The sequence below is a fragment of the Pseudoalteromonas luteoviolacea genome, assembly GCF_001696455.1.
Classification (GTDB): Bacteria; Pseudomonadota; Gammaproteobacteria; order Enterobacterales; family Alteromonadaceae; genus Pseudoalteromonas; species Pseudoalteromonas luteoviolacea_C.
The window spans coordinates 1,585,700-1,608,234 of the sequence record NZ_MAUJ01000001.1; the positions used below are offsets into that span (position 1 = coordinate 1,585,700).

Sequence of the window (22,535 nt, forward strand, 5' to 3'; positions counted from 1 at the left end):
TAGAATTCGTAACCTTTATTTAAGTCAAAAGTAGCAATCAAATAAATCTCATAGAACTAAATCCAGTAAATACAGCGTAGTATTTTTAAACAAAATGGCTTTATTCTCAACTTAAGGTTAAAAATTAACCTCAAATTAATTGTAATATTAATTTAAACCATACTTTTTGCGTGTATCCATACCGGGCCCATTTGTTTAAAATATGTAACTCATTTTATTGATATAATAGCAATATTAAATTTCAGATAAGGTAAAAAAGAAGTATGCTAATCAAAACCCGATTACTCATTTCATTTATGCTTATTGGCTTAGTACCAGCAGGCATACTCGCGATGATTTCACTGTGGACTGCGTCTTCGGCGCTTGAGGAACAAGCATACAATCAGCTCACCTCCATCAAACACATTAAACACAAACAAATCGATGACTACTTAACCGCTCGAAAAGGTGACTTATCGGTCATCGCCAAAAAATGGCAACTGGTTGTACAGCAGAACCCAGACCAAACTAATGCACAACTTGCGCATAACTACCACTCCCTTTTCGACACCTTTATCAATGAAAAAGGGTTCTACGATCTGTTTGTCATTGAGCGGAACGGATTGATCAGTTATACCGTTGCGAGAGAATCGGATTATCAAACAAACCTTATTACGGGTCCTTACCGAGATTCTGGCCTTGCAACGCTCTTTAATCGTGTTGTGACCTCAAATCAATTTGTGATTTCAGATTACAGCCCGTACGCCCCAAGCAACCAAGAGCCAGCAGCGTTTATCGGTATACCGGTAGTGATTGATGGACAAGTGCATTCAGTGATGGCCTTGCAATTATCTATCGATGCAATCAATGCCATAATGCAACAACGTGATGGCATGGGCGAGACCGGTGAATCTTATCTAGTTGGTGATGATCTTCGCATGCGCTCAGACTCCTACTTAGACCCGATTAACCATACTGTGATTGCGAGTTTTGCCGGTACGGTTGCTGCAAATGGCGCTGATACGGAAGCCGTCAGAAAAGGGCTACAAGGAATTTCAGACACAGAGATCATTATTGATTACAACGGCAACCCAGTACTCTCCGCTTATCTCCCCTACACTTTCGCCGGATTAAAGTGGGTATTGCTTGCAGAAATAGACAAAGCAGAAGCGTTTGCACCTGTGCACAAATTGTATTGGGTAATTGCAATCATCTTTGTACTCACCGTGTTGAGTGTTGCAGTGGCTACTGTGATAATTTCGCGAGCAGTGCTACGCCCGTTAGGCGGAGAACCAACAGAAATGCGTATGATCAGTGAGCGTATTGCCTCTGGTGATTTACGTGAAAACTTTGGTTCTGAGCAACACGCTATCGGTGTTTATGGTGCGATGAAGCAAATGAATACCTATTTAACCAGCGTCATTGGTACAATTGTAGAAACCACCTCTCAACTGGCCTCTACAGCAACACAAACAAGTGCTGCCAGTGAACAAGCAAATGCCAGCTTACAAGAGCAACATGCCAATATTGAGCAAGTGGCAGAAGCAATTCAGCAAACCTCGTACTCCATTGACGAAGTCGCGACTAACGCACGTAACGTAGCTGATCTTAGTTTAGATGCGGAACAAACTTCTCTGTCTGCCAATCAAACGCTGCGCCAAACAGTTGCCCAAATGGAGTCACTTAACAACGCAGTTGAAAACTCTGAATCAGCGATTAAAGAAGTAGAATATAACACCCAAAATATCAGCCGAGTTATTGAAGTAATTCAAGCAGTCACTGAACAAACGAATTTATTGGCCTTGAACGCCGCCATAGAAGCCGCACGCGCAGGTGAGCACGGTCGCGGGTTTGCAGTGGTTGCTGATGAAGTAAGGCAATTAGCGCAAAAAACGCAGGCTTCTACCGCAGATATTGAAACGATGATCGCTAATTTACAGTCTACGTCTCAAACCGCTGTATCTGAGATGCATGCATCTGCAGAAGCAACCAGGGAAACAATTGCCGCGGCAAATGACAGCGCCGCACTGCTTGAGCAAAGTGTTAGTCAGATAAACCAAATTGCACAGAGTGCGCAAACCATCGCGCAAGCAGCACAAGAGCAATCAGCGACTACCGAAGAAATTTCTTACAATGTGGAATCTATTCGACAAGCTGCGATTGATAATGCAGCGGGTGCCGACCAAGTAACCTCAGCAAGTCTAGAGCTAGACAAGCAATCAAAAACGTTAAAACAAGTCACGGCGAGCTTTAAATTACCAAGCAACTTTAGCTAGCAAGCGACAAAGGGCAAGCGCTTAACTGCGCTTGCTCAGCCCGATAGTAAACACGCTCGCCATAACCAACATGGCACTGGATACGAGTAAACACGCTTGTAAGCCATAAAGTTGAAATACCAACCCGGATAGTACCGTACCAATTAACCGCCCCATCGCGTTGGCCATATAGTAAAAGCCGACATCCATCGATACTCCGTCACTGTCTGCAATTTTCACTATCAAAAAGCTATGAAGTGAAGAATTTACGGCAAACACGGCTCCAAATACTAGTAAACCACCGATGATAACCAACTTGGGTTGCCACTCTAGCCATAATCCTAGCGCCAGTAGGGCTGGGATAAAAGACAAAATCGTGACCCAGAATAAGGCCTGTTTAAAGCTATTTCCCGTATTTTTTGTGATCTTTGGTGCATTTGCTTGCACAATACCGTAAGCAATCACCCAGCTGGCCATAAAGCCCCCGACCCACCAATGGTCCCACCCAAACGTCGATGCCAAAAATACCGGTAAGGCAATGACAAACCACACATCGCGAGATGCAAACAAGAACATTCTCGCAGCTGCCAGCAAGTTTAACTGTCGGCTTTTGGACAAAATCTCACTAAACTTGGGCTTGTTCTTTTTCTTTCCTAGGTCTTGCTTGAGCAATAATAAACTCATCAACCAAGTCATTGTCAGCATTGCTGCCATAAACCACAGCGCGCCTTGAAAACCTAACAAAGTAAGTAATAAGCCCCCCAGAAAGAAACCGACGCCTTTGAGTGCATTTTTAGACCCAGTCAGGATAGCCACCCACTTATATAGCGTGCTATCTTGGTCTTTAGGGACCAGTAATTTTATGGCACTTTTAGCACTCATCTTATTGAGGTCTTTTGCTATACCCGATAAAGCCTGCGCAACCATCACATACGCAATGGACAACAGCTGCTCATCAAGTGCGAGCATCGACACCGCAACAATCTGCAAAAACAATCCAATATTCATTGTTTTATTAAGACCTAGACGAGCACCCAGCCAACCGCCCAATAAGTTTGTGACAACCCCAAAGAACTCATAAAACAAAAATAATGAAGCGATAGCCAAAGGGCTATAGCCAAGCTGATGGAAGTACAATACCACCAGCATGCGTAGTGCGCCGTCAGTCAAAGTGAATGACCAATAGTTACCTGTAATGACTAAATACTGTTTTATTTCAGGCGACAACCTTGAACTGAGCGACTGAGTCATGAACTCACCCCCAACGCTTTGAAACAACTAAACGAACCAAATCTGCTGTGCGATTTGCATAGCCCCATTCGTTGTCATACCAAACATATAATTTAACTTGAGTACCATTAACAACCATGGTTGACGGGGCGTCGATGATAGCGCTTCGAGGATCCGTCTTGTAATCAATCGATACCAATGGACGAGTTTCATAACCTAAAATGCCAGATAACTGACTATTTGCTGCTTGTTCCATCCACCCATTGATTTCTTCAACTGTCGTTTCTCGACTCACTTCAAACACACAGTCTGTTATTGATGCATTTGTCAAAGGTACACGTACCGCATGTCCGTTTAACTTCCCTTTTAATTCCGGGAAGATATGCGTGATAGCGGTAGCAGAACCTGTTGTTGTCGGGATCAAGCTTGTGCCGCATGAACGCGCACGACGTAAATCTTTGTGAGGTGCATCGATGATAGTTTGCGTATTGGTAATATCATGGATCGTCGTCATCGAGCCGTGTTTAATGCCGATATTATCTTGAAGTACCTTCACTACAGGCGCCAAACAATTTGTAGTACATGAAGCCGCGGTCACAATTTCATGATTTTGTACATCAAAGTCATGGTGATTTACACCCATGACCACATTTAACACACCTTCTTCTTTCACTGGTGCAGTAACGACGACTTGTTTGACTCCTTGCGCGAAGAAATTGGCAAGTTTTTGCTTACTTTTCAGTTTGCCTGAAGCCTCAATAACCAAATCACACATTGACCAGTCGTTTTCTGCCACACTCACTTTTTGTGTCACTTCAATGCGTTGACCACTGATCACTATGTCATCATCGTCAACCAATGCCTCATGCGCCCATTTTCCATGTACAGAATCAAAGTTCATTAAATGTGCTAGGGTGACAGCATCACCCGCAGGGTCATTTATTTTGACTATCTCTATTTCGCTCGACTCCCACAGTGCACGCATTGTTAAGCGCCCCATTCTACCGAAGCCGTTAATTCCTACTTTAATTTTCATCTTATGGATACTCCAATTGATAATAAGTGATGCCGCGCAGCATCGAACTTAGTCAAATATAAATCACTTTGTAGCCAATATTCTGCATATGAGTACGCATTCTTGACCTCACTCAATATGCGGTAAATCATATATTCGATTTTTCATATATACAACCCTTTAAAAGTGAACCTTTTGTATTATTTTAGTTAAATTTATTTGAAATTAATTCTTAGTTAACTAACATGAAAATGGAAGCAATGAGTAAATGAAATCTTTAAAGGAGCTAACTATGAAGCTTAAAGTCAACAAAAGACCACTAAAGAAACTCAATTTCGACAAACTACCGCTAGATAAAAAACTGACCCCTTTAATTGGAGGTGCAGGCTTGAGTAACGGACCAACGCAAGAGTGTGAATCGTATTACCGCTGCGATTCAGAAACCCCCTAATTCACGAATACAGATATCCATATCGCAAACGTCATGTCCTTTCCCCTCATGGCGTTTGCTAACATCTCCAAACCTCCCAAAAATATTTCCATTAATGGTAAACTAAGGCCAATCCGAATTGTTTCGAGTAATTAAGATTGGATAAAAATACCTATATTCCCGAAAACTTTATTGATGACGTAAAAAGTTATATTCCCCCTCACCTCACAATTGAGGATTTTCTATCTAGCTGCCAAAAGCCTCTTCGGCTTTCTATACGCGTCAATACACTCAAAATGTCGGTCGCAGAATTTGAACTCGAAGCACAAAAAATCGGTTGGCAGATCACCCCTATTCCTTGGTGTCCAGAAGGCTTCTGGCTTACTCGAAGCGCTGAAGAAGAAGCCGCTCTGCCAATCGGCAATACTGCGCTTCATTTGAGTGGCTGTATTTACGTGCAAGAGGCAAGCTCTATGTTGCCCCCCTTGGCTTTACGTGATGAAATTCAAGCCATACATGGCGATGAACTGGCCGTGTTGGATGTCGCGTCAGCACCGGGGTCAAAAACATCGCAACTTTGTGCGCTGATGGAGAATAGAGGGCTACTGGTTGCAAACGAGTTTTCGTCTTCGCGATTGAAAGTGCTCGCGGCCAATATGAAGCGTATGGGCGCATCTAATGTCGCTCTGTCACACTTTGATGGCAAGATATTTGGCGACTATATGTTTGAATGTTTCGACCATATATTGCTTGATGCGCCTTGCTCAGGAGAAGGTACAGTTAGAAAAGATCCAAACGCGCTAAAGAATTGGTCAATCGAATCTAACGTCGAAATTGCTGAAGTACAAAAATCACTTATAAAGAGTGCTTTTTTAGCTCTAAAACCTGGCGGCACTTTGGTTTATTCTACCTGTACACTCACCCCACTGGAAAATCACCATGTTTGCGAGTATTTACTAAACGAGTTTGGAGACGCTGTTGAAACGGCATCTCTGGCCAATCTTTTCGAAAATGCAGAACAAGCCACCACAGAGCAAGGTTATCTGCATGTGTGGCCACAAATCTTCGACAGTGAAGGGTTTTTCATTGCTAAGTTTGTTAAAAAGGACTCCGTTGATAATGAAAACCAACAAATCAAAAAGGGGTCATTTCCTTTTGAGAGTTTCGCGCCAAAGGCACAGCAAGCTTTTTATGCCTACCTTAAAAAGCAATTTAAGATAACAGAGCTTCCCGGCACCTTAATGCAACGAGACAAAGAGCTTTGGTTATTCCCTAAACAATTAGACGCTTTGAAAGATAAAATTAAATACGCAAGATTGGGTATTAAACTCGGTTCGATTCATAAAAACGGGGTCCGACTTGAGCATGAACTCGCGACCGCCTTAGGTCATTTGGCTAAGCAAAACACACATGCATTAACACAAGCGCAAGCTGTGGATTACTTTCAAGGAAAAGATGTTCGTTTGGAATCTCCATCTACTCAGAGTGGTGAAGTCATTCTGACGCTATGCGGTGCTCCTATTGGTCTCGGCAAATGGCAAAAAGCCAAAATTAAAAATAATTTACCACGGGACTTAATTGCACAAGGGCAGTTGATAACTTGGGTATAACCTGAATAGAACTTTTTGACAACTTTAAGATTATTAATTTATATACGCATAAGAAATTGATTTTTAACAGTTTTAAAAATGTCAGATTGTTTGTAAGTTTTTAACTGTATTAACTACACTTAATAGACTTTCTACTTCTCCCTTATATGTAAATAGAAGGTGTTAAAGTTAGCGCACGGCTCCATATGAGCCTTCCCCTACGCCCAGATTCACACATTACTGGGCGTTTTTTTTGCCTTCTCTGACCAGATAATTCCCCACCAGACATGTTCATAAATTTGTCATAAAACAATTTTCATACACAGCTCATGGTTATCTGTTGATTTTTAATTCACAGCTTATACAATACATATATAAATTGCTATATAACGTATATCATGGGTATCGTAAAAATTTCTGATGAACTTCATGAAGAAGTTAGGCTAGCTAGCCAAGTTATGTCTCGTTCCATTAATTCACAAGCTGAATTCTGGTTAAAAATCGGTCGTCTTGCAGAGCAAAACCAAGACAAGTCTTTTGTAGAGCTAATCCAAATAGAATTAGAACAAGTAAGAAAAAAGCAGAATGAAACCAGTCATAATTAAAAATGATGCGCATATACGTTGCATGAGAGAGTCTGGGGCACTACTTGCCAGCGTATTTAAAGCTCTGGACGAGTATATTGAAGTCGGCATGACGACTATGGATGTTAACGACTTTGTAGAAGCTTACATTACAGACAAACTTGGCGCTATAGCCTCTACAAAGGGCCAATATGGCTACCCTTATGCAATCAACGTGTCTACTAATGAAGTCGTATGTCATGGCATGCCTAAAGTCAGCCAAAAAATAAAATCCACCGATATTATTAATATCGATGTGACGTTAAAACACAACGGTTACTTGGCCGATTCAAGTAAAATGTACGTGATGCAAGAAGCCTCCGCCCTTGCCAAAAAACTTGCTAAAGAGACTTATCAAGCCATGTGGGAAGGGATCAAGCTCGTAAAACCTGGCGCTAAACTTGGTGATATCGGCTATGCGATTCAGAGCTATGCGGAACGCAGGGGTTACAGTATCGTAAGGGAGTTTTGTGGCCATGGGATTGGCAGTGAAATGCACGAAGGCCCAGATGTACTCCACTTCGGTAAAAAAGACACCGGATTGGTATTGAAACCGGGTATGACTTTTACTATTGAACCTATGGTCAATCAAGGTTCACATAAAGTCAAAACGCTTAAAGATGGCTGGACAGTGGTCACCAAAGATAAAAAACTTTCTGCTCAGTGGGAGCACACTATCCTCGTGACAGAAAATGGCTATGAGGTCTTAACTTTGCGATACGATGAATCTTTGCCATGCGACTGAGTACTGATTGCGCTAGACGCTGCATCTAAATTTAGGACAAACTGAACACGTTTTCCAAATACACATAGATATGGCCAATGCAAGGAGCAAGAGGAATGAAAAAAATCAGCACAGTGGTGTGTCATAGCCGCCATTACATTTGCCGCCATGTTACTCATTTATAATTCATTGTCCGATGGCGCAGTATTTACTGGTGTAGCCAAAAATGGGGCCGAAAAATCCCTCGATTATGCAAAGGATGCAACGCTTTGCTTAGCGGATATGCAAACATCTATATTAACCGCACTCGCCTTTCTCACGCAAAATGGCAGAAAAGTTCATGCGTTAAGTGGTCCTGCAACAATTGTCTTGATTGGTGCTACGCTATTATGTGCAGCTTGGATCATTAAAGGGTTACCCTCTGTTGCTATTAGAGTAGAAATGACCAAACCTATCTTTCTAGCCAACCCTCTAAGTGTACAATCGTTACAAAACTTTTACGATTTCACGGTGAGTCTGATTGATGTTTGTAGAGAGTTTGACGATTAAGAATGTATATCGGACTCTATGGATAACCGTTATGCTCGGTTACGAGATCATATTGAAGGACAACTTAGTCAACAAGCTAGATTGATTTATGGTGCCATACCCAATAATGATAACTGCATGTTTCAAGCTTAAAATAAAAGAAAAAGTGGTAACCTAGTCACATGAAAAAACGAGTCACGTCAAATTATAAATTTACTTTTGTACTCTGGTGGAGCAGAAAAGGGAGAGTATTAGGGTTTGTGCTACCAATCGTTACAGCCATAGCCACCTCAATAGAAGGCCCAAACGCCGCCTTCAATTGGGAGATGTTTATCAGTGTGGGCAGTCTTATGCTCTTATTCGGTATTGGTATAGGTGTATTGGTTGATTCAGCATGCAATTCACACTACTCACATACCAAGCGTGAGAAAGATGCTTGTCCACCACCTCCTGAACATGGCGGAGGCCCATTAGATTAGAGAGCAGCTCGCTATGAAGGTTTGCATCGTTTTTATCTAATATAATAATATCCGCCCAATTCTATGCATTAGTGAGATACTCCAACTAATGCATCTTCGTTTTACCTCTCTTTATAAACCTCTGATATAAACTTCAAATGTCATAATTCTATGACTCTGCATGTTTATGCTAGCGCAAGTTTTAATCAGTTGTTTTGCTGCGCAATAATACATAATAAGAAGGAGTATGGAATGAAGCGTATAAATCTCGGTCTCATATCATGTGCACTTGTTGCTAGTCTAACAGCGTGTGATGGCGATGACGGCGCACAAGGTGCTACCGGTAATAATGGCGCGAATGGGGCCGCTGGTAAAGATGGCAATGCAGGCTTATCTAGCCTCGTAAACCAAACGGTGTTGCCCATGGGTGACAGCACCTGTTTCTTTGGCGGGATTGCGATAGAGTCTGGGCTGGACACCAATAACGACGGTGTATTGAGTAGTTCAGAGGTATCCCAGAATAACCCAGTATGCCAACCTTCTCCATTAACAGCACAAGGGGTCGCCTTGCCCTATACGGCACTTAGAAGCGACTTACAAAACGGACATGTTGAGGGCAGTGTATTCGAAATTCGAAATGGGGGATTTGGCTCAGATATGGTGGCTCACCCTCAAATCAAAAACCAATTTTATACGCTGACAGATAGAGGCCCAAATGCGACTTATACTGGCGACTACGGCAAAGGCAAGAAATTTCCAATACCTGATTATACACCTCGCATTGGACTATTCGAGTTACAGCAAAATGGCAGTATCAAAAAGCTTAAAGGCGTTTTATTAAAGCGTCCGGACGGTACTCCAATCTCAGGGCTTCCAAATACCAGTAACTTTGGCGGTACAGGTGAAACCCCTTACACAGCAGACGGTCAACCTGTGTTGGTAGATCAGACAAAAGTATTCGATGAATTCAATAACCCTATCAAGTTGGACGATTATGGGCTAGATGGCGAAGGGCTAGTGGCACTGTCTGATGGCAGTTTTTGGATAAGTGACGAATATGGACCGCACATCGTACACTTTGATGCAGAGGGCAGAGAAATCGAACGTATCAATGCCTTTAAAAATGATGATCGTGTCTCTCTTCATTTACCGCAAGAGTTTGCAAACCGCAGAGCGAATAGAGGCATGGAAGGGCTTGCAATTACACCGGATGAAAAAACACTCGTCGGCATTATGCAGTCGACGATGTACAACCCAGATAAAGCGGTAAAATCACTAGATGTTACACGCATTGTGACCATAAATTTAGAAACTAGACAGATAAGCCAGTACTTATACAAGCAGGAAAAAGCACAAAATTCCAATTCTGGCATTGTCGCACTATCCAACTCAGAGTTCCTCGTCATCGAGCGTGATGGTGCGTTTTACCAACAATCTCCTGATGCAATGAAACGTATTTACAAAATTAGTTTGTCTGACGCCACCGACCTTGAACAAGTAAATACGAATAACGACCTATCTCAAGACCCTGATCTTGGCCTGTTAATTTCAGGAAAAACCATTGAGCAAACAGTACTTGAAAATAGCTGGGATACACTCACTACACATGGTATTCAGCCTGTCAGCAAAACGTTAGTACTCGATCTTGTCCAAGAAATTGCCTACCCCCACGATAAGCTGGAGGGGATGTGGTTAATTGACCATAGTCGCTTGGCTGTGATTAACGATGATGACTTTGCTACTTGGTCTAGCAACGGCGTATTAGAGCAAAAGTATTTGGATGCAGGGCGCACCCAAATCGATGGAAATAAGCTCTATTTGTTCGAAAACTTGCAACTCAATCAATAATTATAAAAGCGGCGAAAGCCGCTTTTTAGATATAAAGGCCTGTTATGAAACATCTCCTCATTTTTCTTACCCTAGTCGCGCCGCTGAAATTACTCGCCGCTCCCACTATTGATTCTAAAGAATACAAAGTCATGCTGAGTGCGGCGTATTTTTCAAAAATTAATGAACATCATAGGGTTAACCAAGTATTTAATGAGGTTGCTGATTTGACCTTCTCCGCAACAAGTAAGCCGCTGCTTGGCACTTCGTATTTATCAAAAGTACGCCAAGTTCGCTTTTATGATGTAGCCCATGCATGCACCTTAAACACGCTTGGGTATATATTCAGAGAACGTATCGAGAATGACAGTTCAGAGATCACTTTAAAATATCGTCATGTAGATAGCTACTTGTCTGGCTTTGAAGATGTCTCAAGTCAGCATAATGAAGCAAAAACAAAGCTAGAAGCGGATTTTAGTATCGCAAACAGTGGTGTGTGGAAAGTTGTTTATGGACACTCGACTAAAGTACCTAACAGTAGAAATATCAATGAAGTAAAAGATATTAATAAACACTTTGCAGGCTTTGAGAGTACCTATGAGTTACCAGACTCAACACCTTTGCGTCTTGTCTCCGGATTAACCGTAAATGAGCGAGTCTATGAAGGGTATACTGTTGATTTAGGGTGACAAGAGGCAGAATTTTCCCTGACCCTTTGGTACCAAAATGAATTTGCCGAAATACCTCTGGTAGCCGAGCTCTCGTTCAAATATGCAGATAAGCAAGGTGATTTTAGTAAAACCGTAACACAACGTGCCGCTCGCTTATTTGAAAGCATCGCAAGTCAGCTTAGCTATGTAGATAACACCAGTATGACCAAGACACAATTTATATATCAATATCAACCAAGCTTCTGCACTCAGTGAATAAAATGCAAAAAAGAAGGGCTAATAGCCCTTCACTTTACTCTAGAGGATATTAAAGACTTCAATATCTTTTGACGCGGCCCCCGCAATGGATGTTTTAAACAATATAATTTGGTCATCTGTCATACTTACTATCTTGTAGTTATAGACTACACCTGATGGCAACCAACATTGACCTTCATCCCAAATGTTGCATTCCGTCATGTTTGCACTACCATCATCCAAATATTCAACAGGTTGCAGGACAGGCTGCTCGAAATTGGCATATGTAAAGGCTACCTCTGATTCTTCGAATCGAATAATTTCGCCTGTATAGGGGTTTTGAAACTTTTGACTTAAATGGTCTTGTAATCGAATGCCTTCTTGAACTTCTGTCAAAATCTTTAGGCTGGCAAAAGTTTTTAGAGGTTCAGCTCCAATGGCATACTCAAATGTGTTGATTAAGAATAGCAAATCACTGTTTGGGATGTTAACTAAATTGAATTTACTTGATTGGCTGTCCAGTTCTATATCAAGGACTCCGTCTGAAATCGTATAGCTCGCTTCTCGTGTTACCCCTGAATCAAGCTCTAGAATTACACTTCCGGGTCCTTTTGTAACAAAGTAACTCAAAGATTCTGATTCTTGACTTCCTTGCTTGTCAACTTTATTTTCTAAGCCCACCATTGTTACATATCTTGAATTCGCGGCCAAAGCTACATCGGTTGCTTTCGTTATGGCACTGATCGCCATCATACCTTGCTGAGGCGCTAAATATGCATCAATATAAGCTTTCGCTTCTGGTGTAGGTGCGAGGTCTGGATCGTCATAATTGCTATGAAGCTCACCTTCATAGCTTGTATCGAAAATAGCATATTTTTTAGATGCATATAAAAGATCTAAACTTTTATAGGTATTACGATATAGGTATCCGGAATAATTTGATGTTATGGATTCTGGAATATCTACAAAGACATTACGCTTTTTTTCTGAAAAAACCTTCGAAACTTTACCACCTTCAAACTCTGCGTACACTCCAGCTGTAAAAATATTCGCTGCACTATCTGGCCCGTAGTGAAGTACTTTTGCATAAATAATAGATTCAGACTCGCCCGATGTGTCTATTTTACTGACTCCCGTAGTTCTACCAAGAAACGACGAAGTCGATATCCCAAAGTCAAACTCATCATTAATCTTCGGATCTATTTGCTTGTGCAAGGTTTTTATCAATTGCGTTTGGTTTTGAGGCTGATAAACAACGCGTATTTTATCTTCTTCATTTGCAATGACTTTAAAGTCAACCGAAACACGTGCCGAACATTTGCTTGGTTCAGCAAATGCGTTCACATATTGGCAATCATAAACGTGTGTTTGTAACTTTCCTTGAGCATCCTTTTCTAGTAGTAGTTGCCCTAGCTTTCCTTGATTAATGGCCATGCCTTTATTCGCACTATTAAAGGCTAGAACTAAACTCTCATCTTCAGTTGCCCAACCGCCCAGAAGTAGTTCATTTGTGAGCGTATGCTCTTCCCATTGTGCTGGGTTTTCATTAATAGTAACCTGCAAGTCAAACTCTGTGGTTGCTTTACCATCTGAAAGCTCGATTTTTACTTGATGTTGGCCAACATCAAATAACGTCGGCGCAAATTTTAGCGTCAATGTCGTATCAGTCTGCGCTGCAGTTATCCATGTTTGCTCGGATATAATAGCAACGCTAATGTCATCATCCTCACTGTCCTTAATAGACAATTCGAGGCTACCACCGTCGACCGCTAAAAAATCAGTCGCTTCGTTAACTGAAATAGTCGGTGCTGTATTGGTTGTTGGCGCTGGCTGCTCTGGTACTTTTGATTGCTCTGGAGCTTGTGGCTGTTCGGAGCTTGAAGACCCCCCACAACCAGATAAAATGAGCGCGATTGCACTGACTAATGCTATTTTTTTTATCATAATTCTCGCCTGAAGATATTAAAAACCGCAAAATATTAAAACAATAGAAATGAAATGGATACATCTTTTTATAAGTGCATTATTAAGATGAAAAATTGCATGGTGGGCGATTGGGTTATACTGAAAATAAAAACGATTATATTAGACTTAAAATCACCGCCTTTTAACATATTACACTTACTGGCTAAAATCGTCTGTGCCGTTTTCACTCAAAACTTTTGACCACTTGCGCTGTATTTCTTTTAGTTTACCATTCTCCAGTATTCGCTTTTTCCCTAAATCAAACTGCTTTAACAACTTTCTCCCCATTGGATTTCCTAAAGAGGCAGCTAGATACTCTTTATTACTGTCAAACATGGGAAGTTTTATGATGTCTTTATCTAATTTATGTTGCTGAAGTACCGTATCCCAGACCCCCTCATAACCAACAAAGCCTTCGACGCGTTTGCTCATCAGCATCTCAAACCCTTGGATGATTTCACCTACATCATATTTTTCAACACTCTTGAGCAACGCCCACCTTTCTCCATAGTTAAAGCCCCGCATTTGCGCAATGGTCATTCCGCGTAATGCTTCGAGTGACTGCCATTCAATTGGCTGGGATTTTAGAATGTATAAACGGTAAAAAACACTGTTAACATGTTCTTTAGAGTAACGATAAATTTTGAGTCGCTCTGCACTGATACTAACTGGAAAAATTAAATCAACTCGCCCTGAGTCAATATAAGTAAGCGCCCGAGCCCATGGCACAACCCACAGCTCTATGGTGTAGCCCATTGAATGAAAGCTCTCACGTACAACATCCCAAGCAAACCCTTCAAAAAGCTGGCTATCCTCTCCGGGCGGGACTTTAACAACATGCGTGTCACCTTGGGCCAAAGAACCAAATGGCTCATAATCAGGTAAAGTGATCACTGAGACAATTTTGTTTGCAGCACAGCAATAAGAAGTCACAATAAGAATTATCATGGTAATTGCTCTACACCAAAATGACATTGTGCACCTTACAAAAATACTCTGTTTACATGAGCATAGTTAACCATCAAAAAAATAGACAAGTTTAGAGTGTGATTTAAACACCTAACCTGCACATCACTCCCTCACCGTATAACTTAGCTATAATCTGTATAAAAAATAATGTAGATTAACAGCATAAATAACTATAAGTAACCTCTATGCAATCACCTCGCCTATTTTGCCTTTGTGCAATATTTCTGCTTATCTTCTCCTCTTTTTCTAGCTTTGCTAACGAAGCTTTTAGACTGCCTCAACATACTCACCTCTCCAAACAAGCAGTGCATTTAAATATCGACCCTCAAAAGCAGGTTTTTTCTGGTGTAACGACACTTCACCTGAGCTTCGCCAAGCCTACTGATGTCATCTCTTATCACAGTAAGGCACTCAATATTAAAGATGTTTATCTGCAATACCATGGCAAGCGATACCCCCTAACAGTACAAGCGCCTAATCAATATGAAATAGTCAGCCACAAAGCGCCTTTAAAACTAAAAGACTCGGCAACTTTGCATATACAGTTTAGTGGTAACCTATCTTCGCATCATGAGGGATTGTTTAGAGGGCGAGAACAGGCATACCTACTCACGCAATTTCAATCAATGGAAGCGAGGGGCGTTTTTCCTTCTCTAGATGAACCAAATAAAAAGTCGATATTTAAATTCAGCGTATCAACGCCGATAGAGTATGACGTACTGCACAATACCCGTGTGCACTCTATTACAAAACAACACGCAACCAAATTAACTCAATTTAAAGCGACGCCACGGCTCAACACAGATATACTGTCTTTAGCCATAGGTCAGTTTAATGCAACACCACTGGACACCGGCCACCTCAAGTCGAAAGTCTACGTGCCCAAGCGCATACCTATCACTCTACCAACATATTTCAATCAGATTGTGAACGCCTCGATATCGCATATAGAAACGTATTTGGACGCGCCCTTTCCATTTAAAAAGCTGGACTTTATTGTCGGTAATTATGGCAGCGTGGCCGCGATGGAGAATCTGGGTTTAGTTTCAATAAACTATAATCAGATACCCGATCTGGACGCCACAGACAAAGCCCACTGCCAATTTAAAAAACTGATAGCCCATGAGGTTGCGCATAGTTGGTTTGGCAACGACATCACAATGGCTTGGTACGATGATTATTGGCTAAATGAATCCTTTACAGAATTTATTGCGGCTAAAGTCATACAAAACCTGTATCCAAACCAAGATTTATGTACTTACACACCACAATCACGCGCATTCAAAGATGACAACAGTAAAGCAATGCCACTGGTCTTTGATGTAAAGTCCAGAAAAGATACGCTTGCGTATGGCCAGCTGCATTACACCAAAGGACGTGCTCTATTAGAAATGCTTGAACAAGCGGTGGGAGAAAGAGCATTTCAATCCCTTATGAGACGCTATGTAGATTTATACCACGGTCAAAACGTCAGTACTAAACAGTTTATTAAACTGTTTGAAGATCCCAATCTACAAAGCGTCATCTCTAGTTTTACGCGCCAAACTGGTTATCCACTGGTAACCCTTTCGCGTCACAACAATCAGATTTTTATCGAACAAAAAGACTTATTTAATCGCCCTGAGCAACTTTGGACAATTCCAGTTTCTCTGAAGCTCTGGGACGGAGGTAAAATATCTACCCACAAACTCATGCTCTCACAGCACAAGCAGAAAGTGGCTCTAAACAAAGACGTCAAGGCTGTCTTTCTCGATGCAGGCGGTGTGGGTTATTTCCGATTTGTAAATCAATCAGATTTTGAAGACATACCAATACATAAATTATCACGTCAGGAGAAAGCCTCCTTTAACGACAATTTGCAAGCCCTTGCAATTACTGGACATGTCGATTTCATGAAGTACACAAACGCGCTAGTCACTGAGCTCAACCTTTTACAACTAGGTACCCCTCGCGCGGATGAAATTGTCAGTACTTTAATTGATGCATACCTTGAACATGTGCAACTAAATAGTGTCTCCCCTTATACTTCATACTTGCAGAAGCACATTAAACTGAAGATCCAATGGCAACAAGCCCTGGAGAAGCCGTATGGGAATAGTTTAATGAAACTTTATGGGGTTTATATGCAAGACTCCAATGCGGTAAACGCCGCAAAGCGTGTCTACCAATCAGGTGAACACATCGGGCACGCTCACTTTGATGCTATCGTCATGACATTGGCAAAAAACGCAACAAATGAAGAGTATAAATCTCTCATTCAGGACTTTAGCGCGATACCTACAACTGAAAAAGAAGCATTTCTGTCTGGGCTGGGTTATGTCGATTCAGCATTTAAAGCGGCGTTGTATTACGATTTACTATTGAGCGATGAAACACAGGGCATGGTCATAGACTACCGCTTTCAATTCCCTATTTTTAACCCAGCTCTAAGAGTTTCTTCTGTGCAGCTCATCAATGCGAGAAAAAATGAGATTTTCAACAGAATTTCCAGCGAATCTTTACAGTGGTTTCCTTATAACTTTTTACTCGCCTGCTCAGATGAGCAAAATAAAGCGGTCCACCAACTTTTTGAGAGTTGGCAATCAATTTCTGGCTTGAAAAGTAAACTGAGCATTGTGTCTGATGGTATTGAACAGTGCACTCTAAATAGTGAACGCATTGGTAAAAGTATTTTGGCAGCTTCTCCCCACTCCAAGCAATAGTGATATGTCATGACCAAATAACAGAAAGTAAAAAGGCGCTGTTTAATTAAACAAGCGCCTTTTATCAATGAGCTACTTTAGCCAATTTAGAAAGAGTAAGTTACTCTTGCACCTACTTGACGTAGGCCTTAACTGACTTCAGCCATGCGTTTCAGCCAGCTACATAAGTTTAGGGCTGTCATTATCATATCGCGCATTCACATAGATTCACGAAACAGCATTACTCCATTGAACACTCCTGACATCTAGGCTTCAAGTGATTAAATACCCACATAACAAAGCGCTCACTCCTAAGTCCCATATGCACACCACAGAGGGCTCTTTACACACGTACTAAATACGCTGATTTCATAATTTTTCCAATCATAGGCGTGATAGAATTTTGAATGGCAGGTCAATTTCCAAAGTTAAAATAGTGAGCTACAGTAGCCCTTTATATTTGCGCCATCGCAAACAACTTCGCGCACAAAAACACGCTTTCAAAATCATTTCTCTGAACAGTGTTCAACTTTCGGACAACCAGTCATGAAAAGCCACCAAACTGGTGGCTTTTCAAATGTGAGTTCTATCGTTTAATAATTACGATACTATCTTTGCCATTTTCTCTCGATGTCATAACAATCGATGTCCCGCCATCATTATGCTCAAAGAGTCCAGCTCCCGATTGAATGCCTAAGCCCGCAACTGTCATTTCTGTTCGCTTTGTTAGGTCACTATTAAACTCAATCAGTTGTGTTTTCCTCTCATCACTGTTCATGTTATATGAGGCAAATAATACTCCATGTTTCGAAGGTATGATCGGTGGTTTGCCGTTAAAAGCGACACCATTATTTTCTTCGAAAAAGTAGTTAGATAATCGGTTAGTTTCTCTATCGATTCTAGCAACCCAGTAACCCATCATGACTAATTCCGCGCCTAGAACAAAGTCTCCATTTTCTAATTCATAGGTTCGTGTTGAATAAGGCATTAAATGCGATGACTCTAAGCCGTTCCAACTGAATGTGGGTGACATACTACTATCTAAAACCTGGATATACGGTGCAAACCCTGAATGTAATGGTGCCCCTTCCTTCACATGCTGTCCAGAGACAAGCAAATCTCCACTCTTAGTTGTACTTAAATTATGCCAATTAGTAAAAGTTGTACCGTCAATTTTAGGCATTGCAATGGCTTCAGTCAGTACTCCTGACTCTAAATTGATACCATGTACAGATACTGTTGTTGCACAGTACCAATCTGTGCACGAGTCAAAGCTAACAAAAGCACCAAACTTGGTATCAGCGAAGCCTTGTAAGTGCTGCCCTTGCACAGGTGGAGTAATTTCAAACTCCCTCACAAACTGACCTTCAGCGGAAACAACGGTGGCTGAATACGTCGTATTATTTTCAGTTGCTAAAATAATTAACGAACCATCAGTTAGCATCTCAAAACCACTAATTGTGCGCTTTTTATAATTGGTTGTATCTAAGAAAGACTGCCACTGAATGTTACCATTCAAGTCCACTTTAAATAACCAAAATACACCATCAGAGCCAACGTCCTCTTTTACTTCAATGGAATTAGTGTGGGCTAAGATAATTTGCCCATCAACAACATTCAAAACTGATTCGACTGAATCCATGCCACTACCACCAAGGGTACGAGTAAACGTACCAATGTCTATCGCATCAGCAGCGCTCCAAGGACCTTTAACATTGTCTGGATTTGTCGTACGCATACGTACATAATACAATCCAAGTGCTTGTTCGAACTCTAACGAGTTAGACGAGCTGACAGCACTATAAGCAAGCTCTGTTAACCCTTCATCGGTATATAATTCTATATCGTAGCTTTGCGCATACTTAATAGCTTCCCAACTTAGTGCAACTTGCTTTTTCTTATATCCTGCATCCGAAACATCGCTGTTGACTGTCGCTGGCGCTGCCAACTGAGAATATTTTACCTCAATGGAAAATTCTGGCAGTGAAACTGTATATTCGCCGTCGCTTATTGAGATTTTTACACCTGAATATGTTCCAACATCCTCGTTATTTGGAGTCCCTTGTAAGCTGCCATTACTTGAATTGAACGTGGCCCAGCTAGGTAGGTTTTCCACCGAAAATTGCAATAGATCGCCGTCAACATCAACATAGTCAGGCGCAAACGCATACTCTTCTAATGCCGTAATTTGGCTATTTGGCTCGCCATAAATTTCAGGCGCGTCATTTTCAGCAGTCACAATTAATGTAACCGTGACCAAATCGCTCACTTTATTTTCTTGTGTAAGCTTGTATGTAAAACTATCTTGCCCTACAAAATTTAGATTAGGGGTATAACTCAGCTCTGGAAACACACCGGAAAGTAACCCAAATTTTGGTAAAGACTCAACAGTAACGCCAATCGGCGTGCCCAGTGGATCATTTGCAGTCACGTCAACTGTAGCAACTGTATCCTCAGGAAGCGTGATCGACTTGTCATTGACAATAAAATCTGGTTTGAATGGGGACTTATCCAGCTCATCCTTGACGCCGTCATTGTCATCATCCTCATCTGTGATGTTAGGCGTTCCATCCAAGTCAGTGTCTAAAAATACATTGATATCCGGTATTTTTATTGCTTCGTTATCTTCTCTCCATTCAAGTAAGTGTTCCTTAACCTTCGCTGGATCAATTTTCTTATGCGACACTCTTAACCCATCAAGTATTTGACTCGCTGCAAAACTGCCATCTTCGGCAAAATCGCTTTCTAGCTCATTAAGCAACGCTGTCAATTCAGCATCTGGGTTAGTCGATTTAACCGTCGCTTCATCCAAGGCATACTGATAGGCAAGAGACGAAACGGCTAAAAGATAAGCACTGGCTTCCTGATTAGTATCTTCTAAAATTGACAGGTTGGAGAAATCCAGAGCTTCAGATTCGGCGATCACACTGTTAAATGCCGACAAAAACTCTGTTTCAGCTTGCTTCAGCGCAGCTTCAAACTGTAAACCGTTATTTTCGATAAGACTCAACGCTCTAGCACTTGCTAAATGAGTCAATAAGTTTACGTTGGCTATCTGCTGTTTTGAATCTGTTGATTTATAGATAGAGCGAAGGGTGATGGTTCCCTCTGACAGCTCGCCTGTTATCTCATTGCGATAATATCCGGTGGCTGAAATTTGTAGCAAGCTATCCCTCTCAACCGAAAACTTAAAATTACCTAGTTTATCGACTGTTTTAGTTACTATCGTTGAGCCTGTGTTTTTTCCATCATCGGATAAAGTATTGATAATTACATTTGACCCAACAACAAAGGGGCCTTTTTCAATACTGCCGACGACATCAACCAGTGGCTTTTCAATTACTGAATTATCAGTTTGTATTTCTTTAGTTACATCACCGCCACTACATCCGGTCACGCCCATTAAGGCAAGTGCTAAGATGGTTGCTTGACTGAGTGGTTTCAAGATTGGATTCCCTTACTTTATATATGAAAAAATAATAAAATATGTATTGACGTTAGGCTAAAAAATACAGCAACCCAATACCAAAGTTACATACTATTTTAAAATGCCTAAATAATAATATTTATGTTGAAAACCGCAACACGCCAAATGTTATTAATTGTAAGAGTCAAGCCAAAAAACTTATTTATCAGTAATCATAAACCAACCAAAATGATTAAAAATAACACAAAAAATATTAATTTAATCATAATTAACCTTTTATTCTTTTCCTTAACTTCGATTGAGACTTTTCCATAAAAACTAAGCACTCAATTTTTTAGTTTTGATACTGCCTGCTGTCTCTTCCCCCAATCACAAAGCATATCTATAATTGGTCGTAACTCGTCAGACAAATAGGTACTCTGATATTCAACCCTTGGGGGTACTTCTGGGTACACAGTCCTTTTTACCAACCCATCCCTTTCCAACTCTCTTAACTGTTGGGTCAGCATCTTCTGTGTGATGTTCGGTATCCGTTTCTTCAATTCTCCAAATCTTAAAATTGAGTCTCTCAAGTGATACAAAATAATTATCTTCCACTTTCCACCTATTACATTCATCACAGATGTCATAGGACAGCCCTCAGAACTTTTTGAAATATCTTCTTTTTCTAACTCATTGATTTTATTCATTGGTTACCTCGACCATACTATCTTACAAAATTGTGCTTACTTGAATGCCCGTTCCATTCACCTCTATAGTATAAAAAAGTAACTAATATAACAAAGTAATACTAAAGACGTTAATTGGGACTCTGCCTTACTTTGTTCGAATAAGCTAATTGTAATAGGAACCAATTTCATGATTAAAAGCACAGCATCAACCTTGGCAGCACTACTTTTTTCATTCTCTGCTGATGCCCACGTACCAGAATTTACCTACAAACCGGCCTCAAAAATCGAGATTGTGCAGCCAAACCAAAAAGTCAAAGGTACTCATGTCGAGAGGTTTACCTTGCCTTATGAAGTACAACGACTCAGCGAGCAAGTATATTGGGTTTCGGTATCTAACTATAATGTGACAGTCGTTGTTGGTAAAAAAAGTGTGCTACTTATCGATGCGCCTTATGGCACTGGGGAGCGTTTACTTAGTGCAATAAAATCTATTACCGATAAACCATTAAGTGCAATTTTGTACTCTCATGCCCACGCTGATCACGTTGGCGACTCTCGAGTTATCGCCAAAAAGTTGTTAAATAAAAACATTAAAGTTCTGGGTACTAAAGAAGTTAAAAATGCGCTTATTTCTCATGGCGTGACCATGCCATTACCTATCACCGAAACCGTGTCGGAGTCTTTTTATTTTGAAGGCCAAGAAATCAAAATATTCGACGACTTTAACGGTCACACACCTGACAATACAGCATTTTTAATCAGCAACAACGGTCGAAAAGTCATTCATGCAATTGATTTGGTGCACCCCGACCAGCTTGAGTTTAGAAGCTTTTCGAATGTTGAAGATGCCATCGCATACAAACATGATATTGACAAGCTCATGGAGCTAGATTGGGATGTCATGGTAACTGGGCACAGTAATATTGGCTACAAAGCGGATGTAGCATTTGTGCAAGAATATATCAAAGACGTCCAATCATTCATTCGCCAAGGCTTGGCTAATACAGATTTTGAAAAGCATTTTAAAGGCCAATCTCCGTTTTCTTGGTATGCCGGTTATACCAATGAAATTATCGACTTCGCACTAGATAAAATGGCGCATAAGTATCGAGCAGGAAGAGAAGAAGAGTTTGATATTGTTGCCCACTCCCATGTTAGAGTCATGTTTTGGGCAATGTTTGCCAGAGCACTTTAAACATACGAAGTATTGAGCTAAAACAAGTATAAAGGTGCGAGTCGATATCATGATCATCAGC

General features: G+C 41.0%; 17 protein-coding genes. 11 read left to right on the forward strand and 6 right to left on the reverse strand.

Annotation, left to right across the window (positions count from 1 at the left end; all coding sequences use genetic code 11):
- Positions 1–263 precede the first annotated feature (263 nt).
- Positions 264–2,255 (forward strand): methyl-accepting chemotaxis protein, encoded by a 1,992-nt coding sequence (locus A7985_RS06755; RefSeq protein ID WP_065789649.1) that lies wholly within the window; start codon positions 264–266, stop codon positions 2,253–2,255.
- A 21-nt stretch (positions 2,256–2,276) separates the two neighbouring features.
- Here the strand turns inward: A7985_RS06755 and arsJ are convergent, their stop codons facing one another.
- Positions 2,277–3,485, reverse strand: coding sequence for an organoarsenical effux MFS transporter ArsJ (gene arsJ / locus A7985_RS06760; protein WP_065789650.1), 1,209 nt, complete (start codon positions 3,483–3,485; stop codon positions 2,277–2,279).
- 4 nt (positions 3,486–3,489) lie between these two features.
- Positions 3,490–4,500, reverse strand: coding sequence for an ArsJ-associated glyceraldehyde-3-phosphate dehydrogenase (locus A7985_RS06765; protein ID WP_065789651.1), 1,011 nt, complete (start codon positions 4,498–4,500; stop codon positions 3,490–3,492).
- Between the two features lie 271 nt (positions 4,501–4,771).
- Between A7985_RS06765 and A7985_RS26410 the strand changes: the two genes are divergently transcribed.
- The 8 genes from A7985_RS26410 (at position 4,772) to A7985_RS06800 (ending at position 11,347) form a co-directional block, all read left to right on the forward strand.
- Positions 4,772–4,930, forward strand: a complete 159-nt coding sequence (locus A7985_RS26410; RefSeq protein WP_176716694.1) for a hypothetical protein — start codon at positions 4,772–4,774, stop codon at positions 4,928–4,930.
- 137 nt (positions 4,931–5,067) lie between these two features.
- Positions 5,068–6,519 (forward strand): 16S rRNA (cytosine(1407)-C(5))-methyltransferase RsmF, encoded by a 1,452-nt coding sequence (gene rsmF, locus A7985_RS06770; RefSeq protein WP_065789652.1) that lies wholly within the window; start codon positions 5,068–5,070, stop codon positions 6,517–6,519.
- Between the two features lie 377 nt (positions 6,520–6,896).
- Positions 6,897–7,103, forward strand: a complete 207-nt coding sequence (locus A7985_RS06775) for a ParD-like family protein (RefSeq protein ID WP_065789653.1) — start codon at positions 6,897–6,899, stop codon at positions 7,101–7,103.
- Entirely contained in the window at positions 7,084–7,866 is a 783-nt protein-coding gene (map, locus tag A7985_RS06780; protein ID WP_065789654.1) for a type I methionyl aminopeptidase, read from the forward strand. Before A7985_RS06775 ends, map begins: the two co-directional genes overlap by 20 nt.
- 147 nt (positions 7,867–8,013) lie before the next feature.
- Complete coding sequence (locus A7985_RS06785) at positions 8,014–8,394, forward strand: hypothetical protein (RefSeq protein ID WP_065789655.1); 381 nt, start codon at positions 8,014–8,016, stop codon at positions 8,392–8,394.
- 161 nt (positions 8,395–8,555) lie between these two features.
- Entirely contained in the window at positions 8,556–8,852 is a 297-nt protein-coding gene (locus tag A7985_RS06790; protein WP_065789656.1) for a hypothetical protein, read from the forward strand.
- A gap of 231 nt (positions 8,853–9,083) precedes the next feature.
- Positions 9,084–10,679 carry an esterase-like activity of phytase family protein gene (locus A7985_RS06795; RefSeq protein WP_065789657.1) on the forward strand — a complete coding sequence of 532 codons (1,596 nt, stop codon included), beginning with the start codon at positions 9,084–9,086 and terminating at the stop codon, positions 10,677–10,679.
- Between the two features lie 44 nt (positions 10,680–10,723).
- Positions 10,724–11,347 (forward strand): hypothetical protein, encoded by a 624-nt coding sequence (locus tag A7985_RS06800; RefSeq protein WP_081310447.1) that lies wholly within the window; start codon positions 10,724–10,726, stop codon positions 11,345–11,347.
- A 279-nt stretch (positions 11,348–11,626) separates the two neighbouring features.
- Here the strand turns inward: A7985_RS06800 and A7985_RS06805 are convergent, their stop codons facing one another.
- Both A7985_RS06805 and A7985_RS06810 read right to left on the reverse strand, forming a co-directional pair.
- On the reverse strand, positions 11,627–13,510 hold the full coding sequence (locus tag A7985_RS06805; protein WP_065789658.1) for a hypothetical protein: 1,884 nt from the start codon (positions 13,508–13,510) through the stop codon (positions 11,627–11,629).
- A 177-nt stretch (positions 13,511–13,687) separates the two neighbouring features.
- On the reverse strand, positions 13,688–14,479 hold the full coding sequence (locus A7985_RS06810) for a substrate-binding periplasmic protein (protein WP_176716695.1): 792 nt from the start codon (positions 14,477–14,479) through the stop codon (positions 13,688–13,690).
- Positions 14,480–14,685: 206 nt separating this feature from the next.
- On the opposite strand from A7985_RS06810, the gene A7985_RS06815 reads away from it, so the two are divergent.
- On the forward strand, positions 14,686–17,202 hold the full coding sequence (locus tag A7985_RS06815; RefSeq protein ID WP_065789660.1) for a M1 family aminopeptidase: 2,517 nt from the start codon (positions 14,686–14,688) through the stop codon (positions 17,200–17,202).
- A 565-nt stretch (positions 17,203–17,767) separates the two neighbouring features.
- Here the strand turns inward: A7985_RS06815 and A7985_RS06820 are convergent.
- The gene (locus A7985_RS06820; RefSeq protein WP_065789661.1) at positions 17,768–20,626 is read right to left on the reverse strand and encodes an Ig-like domain-containing protein; all 2,859 of its coding nucleotides are present in this window, start codon (positions 20,624–20,626) and stop codon (positions 17,768–17,770) included.
- Positions 20,627–20,934: 308 nt separating this feature from the next.
- Positions 20,935–21,297, reverse strand: coding sequence for a winged helix-turn-helix transcriptional regulator (locus tag A7985_RS06825; RefSeq protein ID WP_065789662.1), 363 nt, complete (start codon positions 21,295–21,297; stop codon positions 20,935–20,937).
- A gap of 169 nt (positions 21,298–21,466) precedes the next feature.
- Between A7985_RS06825 and A7985_RS06830 the strand changes: the two genes are divergently transcribed.
- Positions 21,467–22,474 (forward strand): MBL fold metallo-hydrolase, encoded by a 1,008-nt coding sequence (locus A7985_RS06830; RefSeq protein ID WP_065789663.1) that lies wholly within the window; start codon positions 21,467–21,469, stop codon positions 22,472–22,474.
- Positions 22,475–22,535: the final 61 nt, after the last annotated feature.

What these genes read in the sequence shown, in the direction of transcription:
- A7985_RS06755 (WP_065789649.1), top strand. Translation starts at nt 264, where the DNA reads ATGCTAATCAAAACCCGATTACTCATTTCATTTATGCTTATTGGCTTA.
- arsJ (WP_065789650.1), bottom strand. Translation starts at nt 3,485, where the DNA reads ATGACTCAGTCGCTCAGTTCAAGGTTGTCGCCTGAAATAAAACAGTAT.
- A7985_RS06765 (WP_065789651.1), bottom strand. Translation starts at nt 4,500, where the DNA reads ATGAAAATTAAAGTAGGAATTAACGGCTTCGGTAGAATGGGGCGCTTA.
- A7985_RS26410 (WP_176716694.1), top strand. Translation starts at nt 4,772, where the DNA reads ATGAAGCTTAAAGTCAACAAAAGACCACTAAAGAAACTCAATTTCGAC.
- A7985_RS06775 (WP_065789653.1), top strand. Translation starts at nt 6,897, where the DNA reads ATGGGTATCGTAAAAATTTCTGATGAACTTCATGAAGAAGTTAGGCTA.
- map (WP_065789654.1), top strand. Translation starts at nt 7,084, where the DNA reads ATGAAACCAGTCATAATTAAAAATGATGCGCATATACGTTGCATGAGA.
- A7985_RS06785 (WP_065789655.1), top strand. Translation starts at nt 8,014, where the DNA reads ATGTTACTCATTTATAATTCATTGTCCGATGGCGCAGTATTTACTGGT.
- A7985_RS06790 (WP_065789656.1), top strand. Translation starts at nt 8,556, where the DNA reads ATGAAAAAACGAGTCACGTCAAATTATAAATTTACTTTTGTACTCTGG.
- A7985_RS06795 (WP_065789657.1), top strand. Translation starts at nt 9,084, where the DNA reads ATGAAGCGTATAAATCTCGGTCTCATATCATGTGCACTTGTTGCTAGT.
- A7985_RS06800 (WP_081310447.1), top strand. Translation starts at nt 10,724, where the DNA reads ATGAAACATCTCCTCATTTTTCTTACCCTAGTCGCGCCGCTGAAATTA.
- A7985_RS06805 (WP_065789658.1), bottom strand. Translation starts at nt 13,510, where the DNA reads ATGATAAAAAAAATAGCATTAGTCAGTGCAATCGCGCTCATTTTATCT.
- A7985_RS06810 (WP_176716695.1), bottom strand. Translation starts at nt 14,479, where the DNA reads ATGATAATTCTTATTGTGACTTCTTATTGCTGTGCTGCAAACAAAATT.
- A7985_RS06815 (WP_065789660.1), top strand. Translation starts at nt 14,686, where the DNA reads ATGCAATCACCTCGCCTATTTTGCCTTTGTGCAATATTTCTGCTTATC.
- A7985_RS06825 (WP_065789662.1), bottom strand. Translation starts at nt 21,297, where the DNA reads ATGAATAAAATCAATGAGTTAGAAAAAGAAGATATTTCAAAAAGTTCT.
- A7985_RS06830 (WP_065789663.1), top strand. Translation starts at nt 21,467, where the DNA reads ATGATTAAAAGCACAGCATCAACCTTGGCAGCACTACTTTTTTCATTC.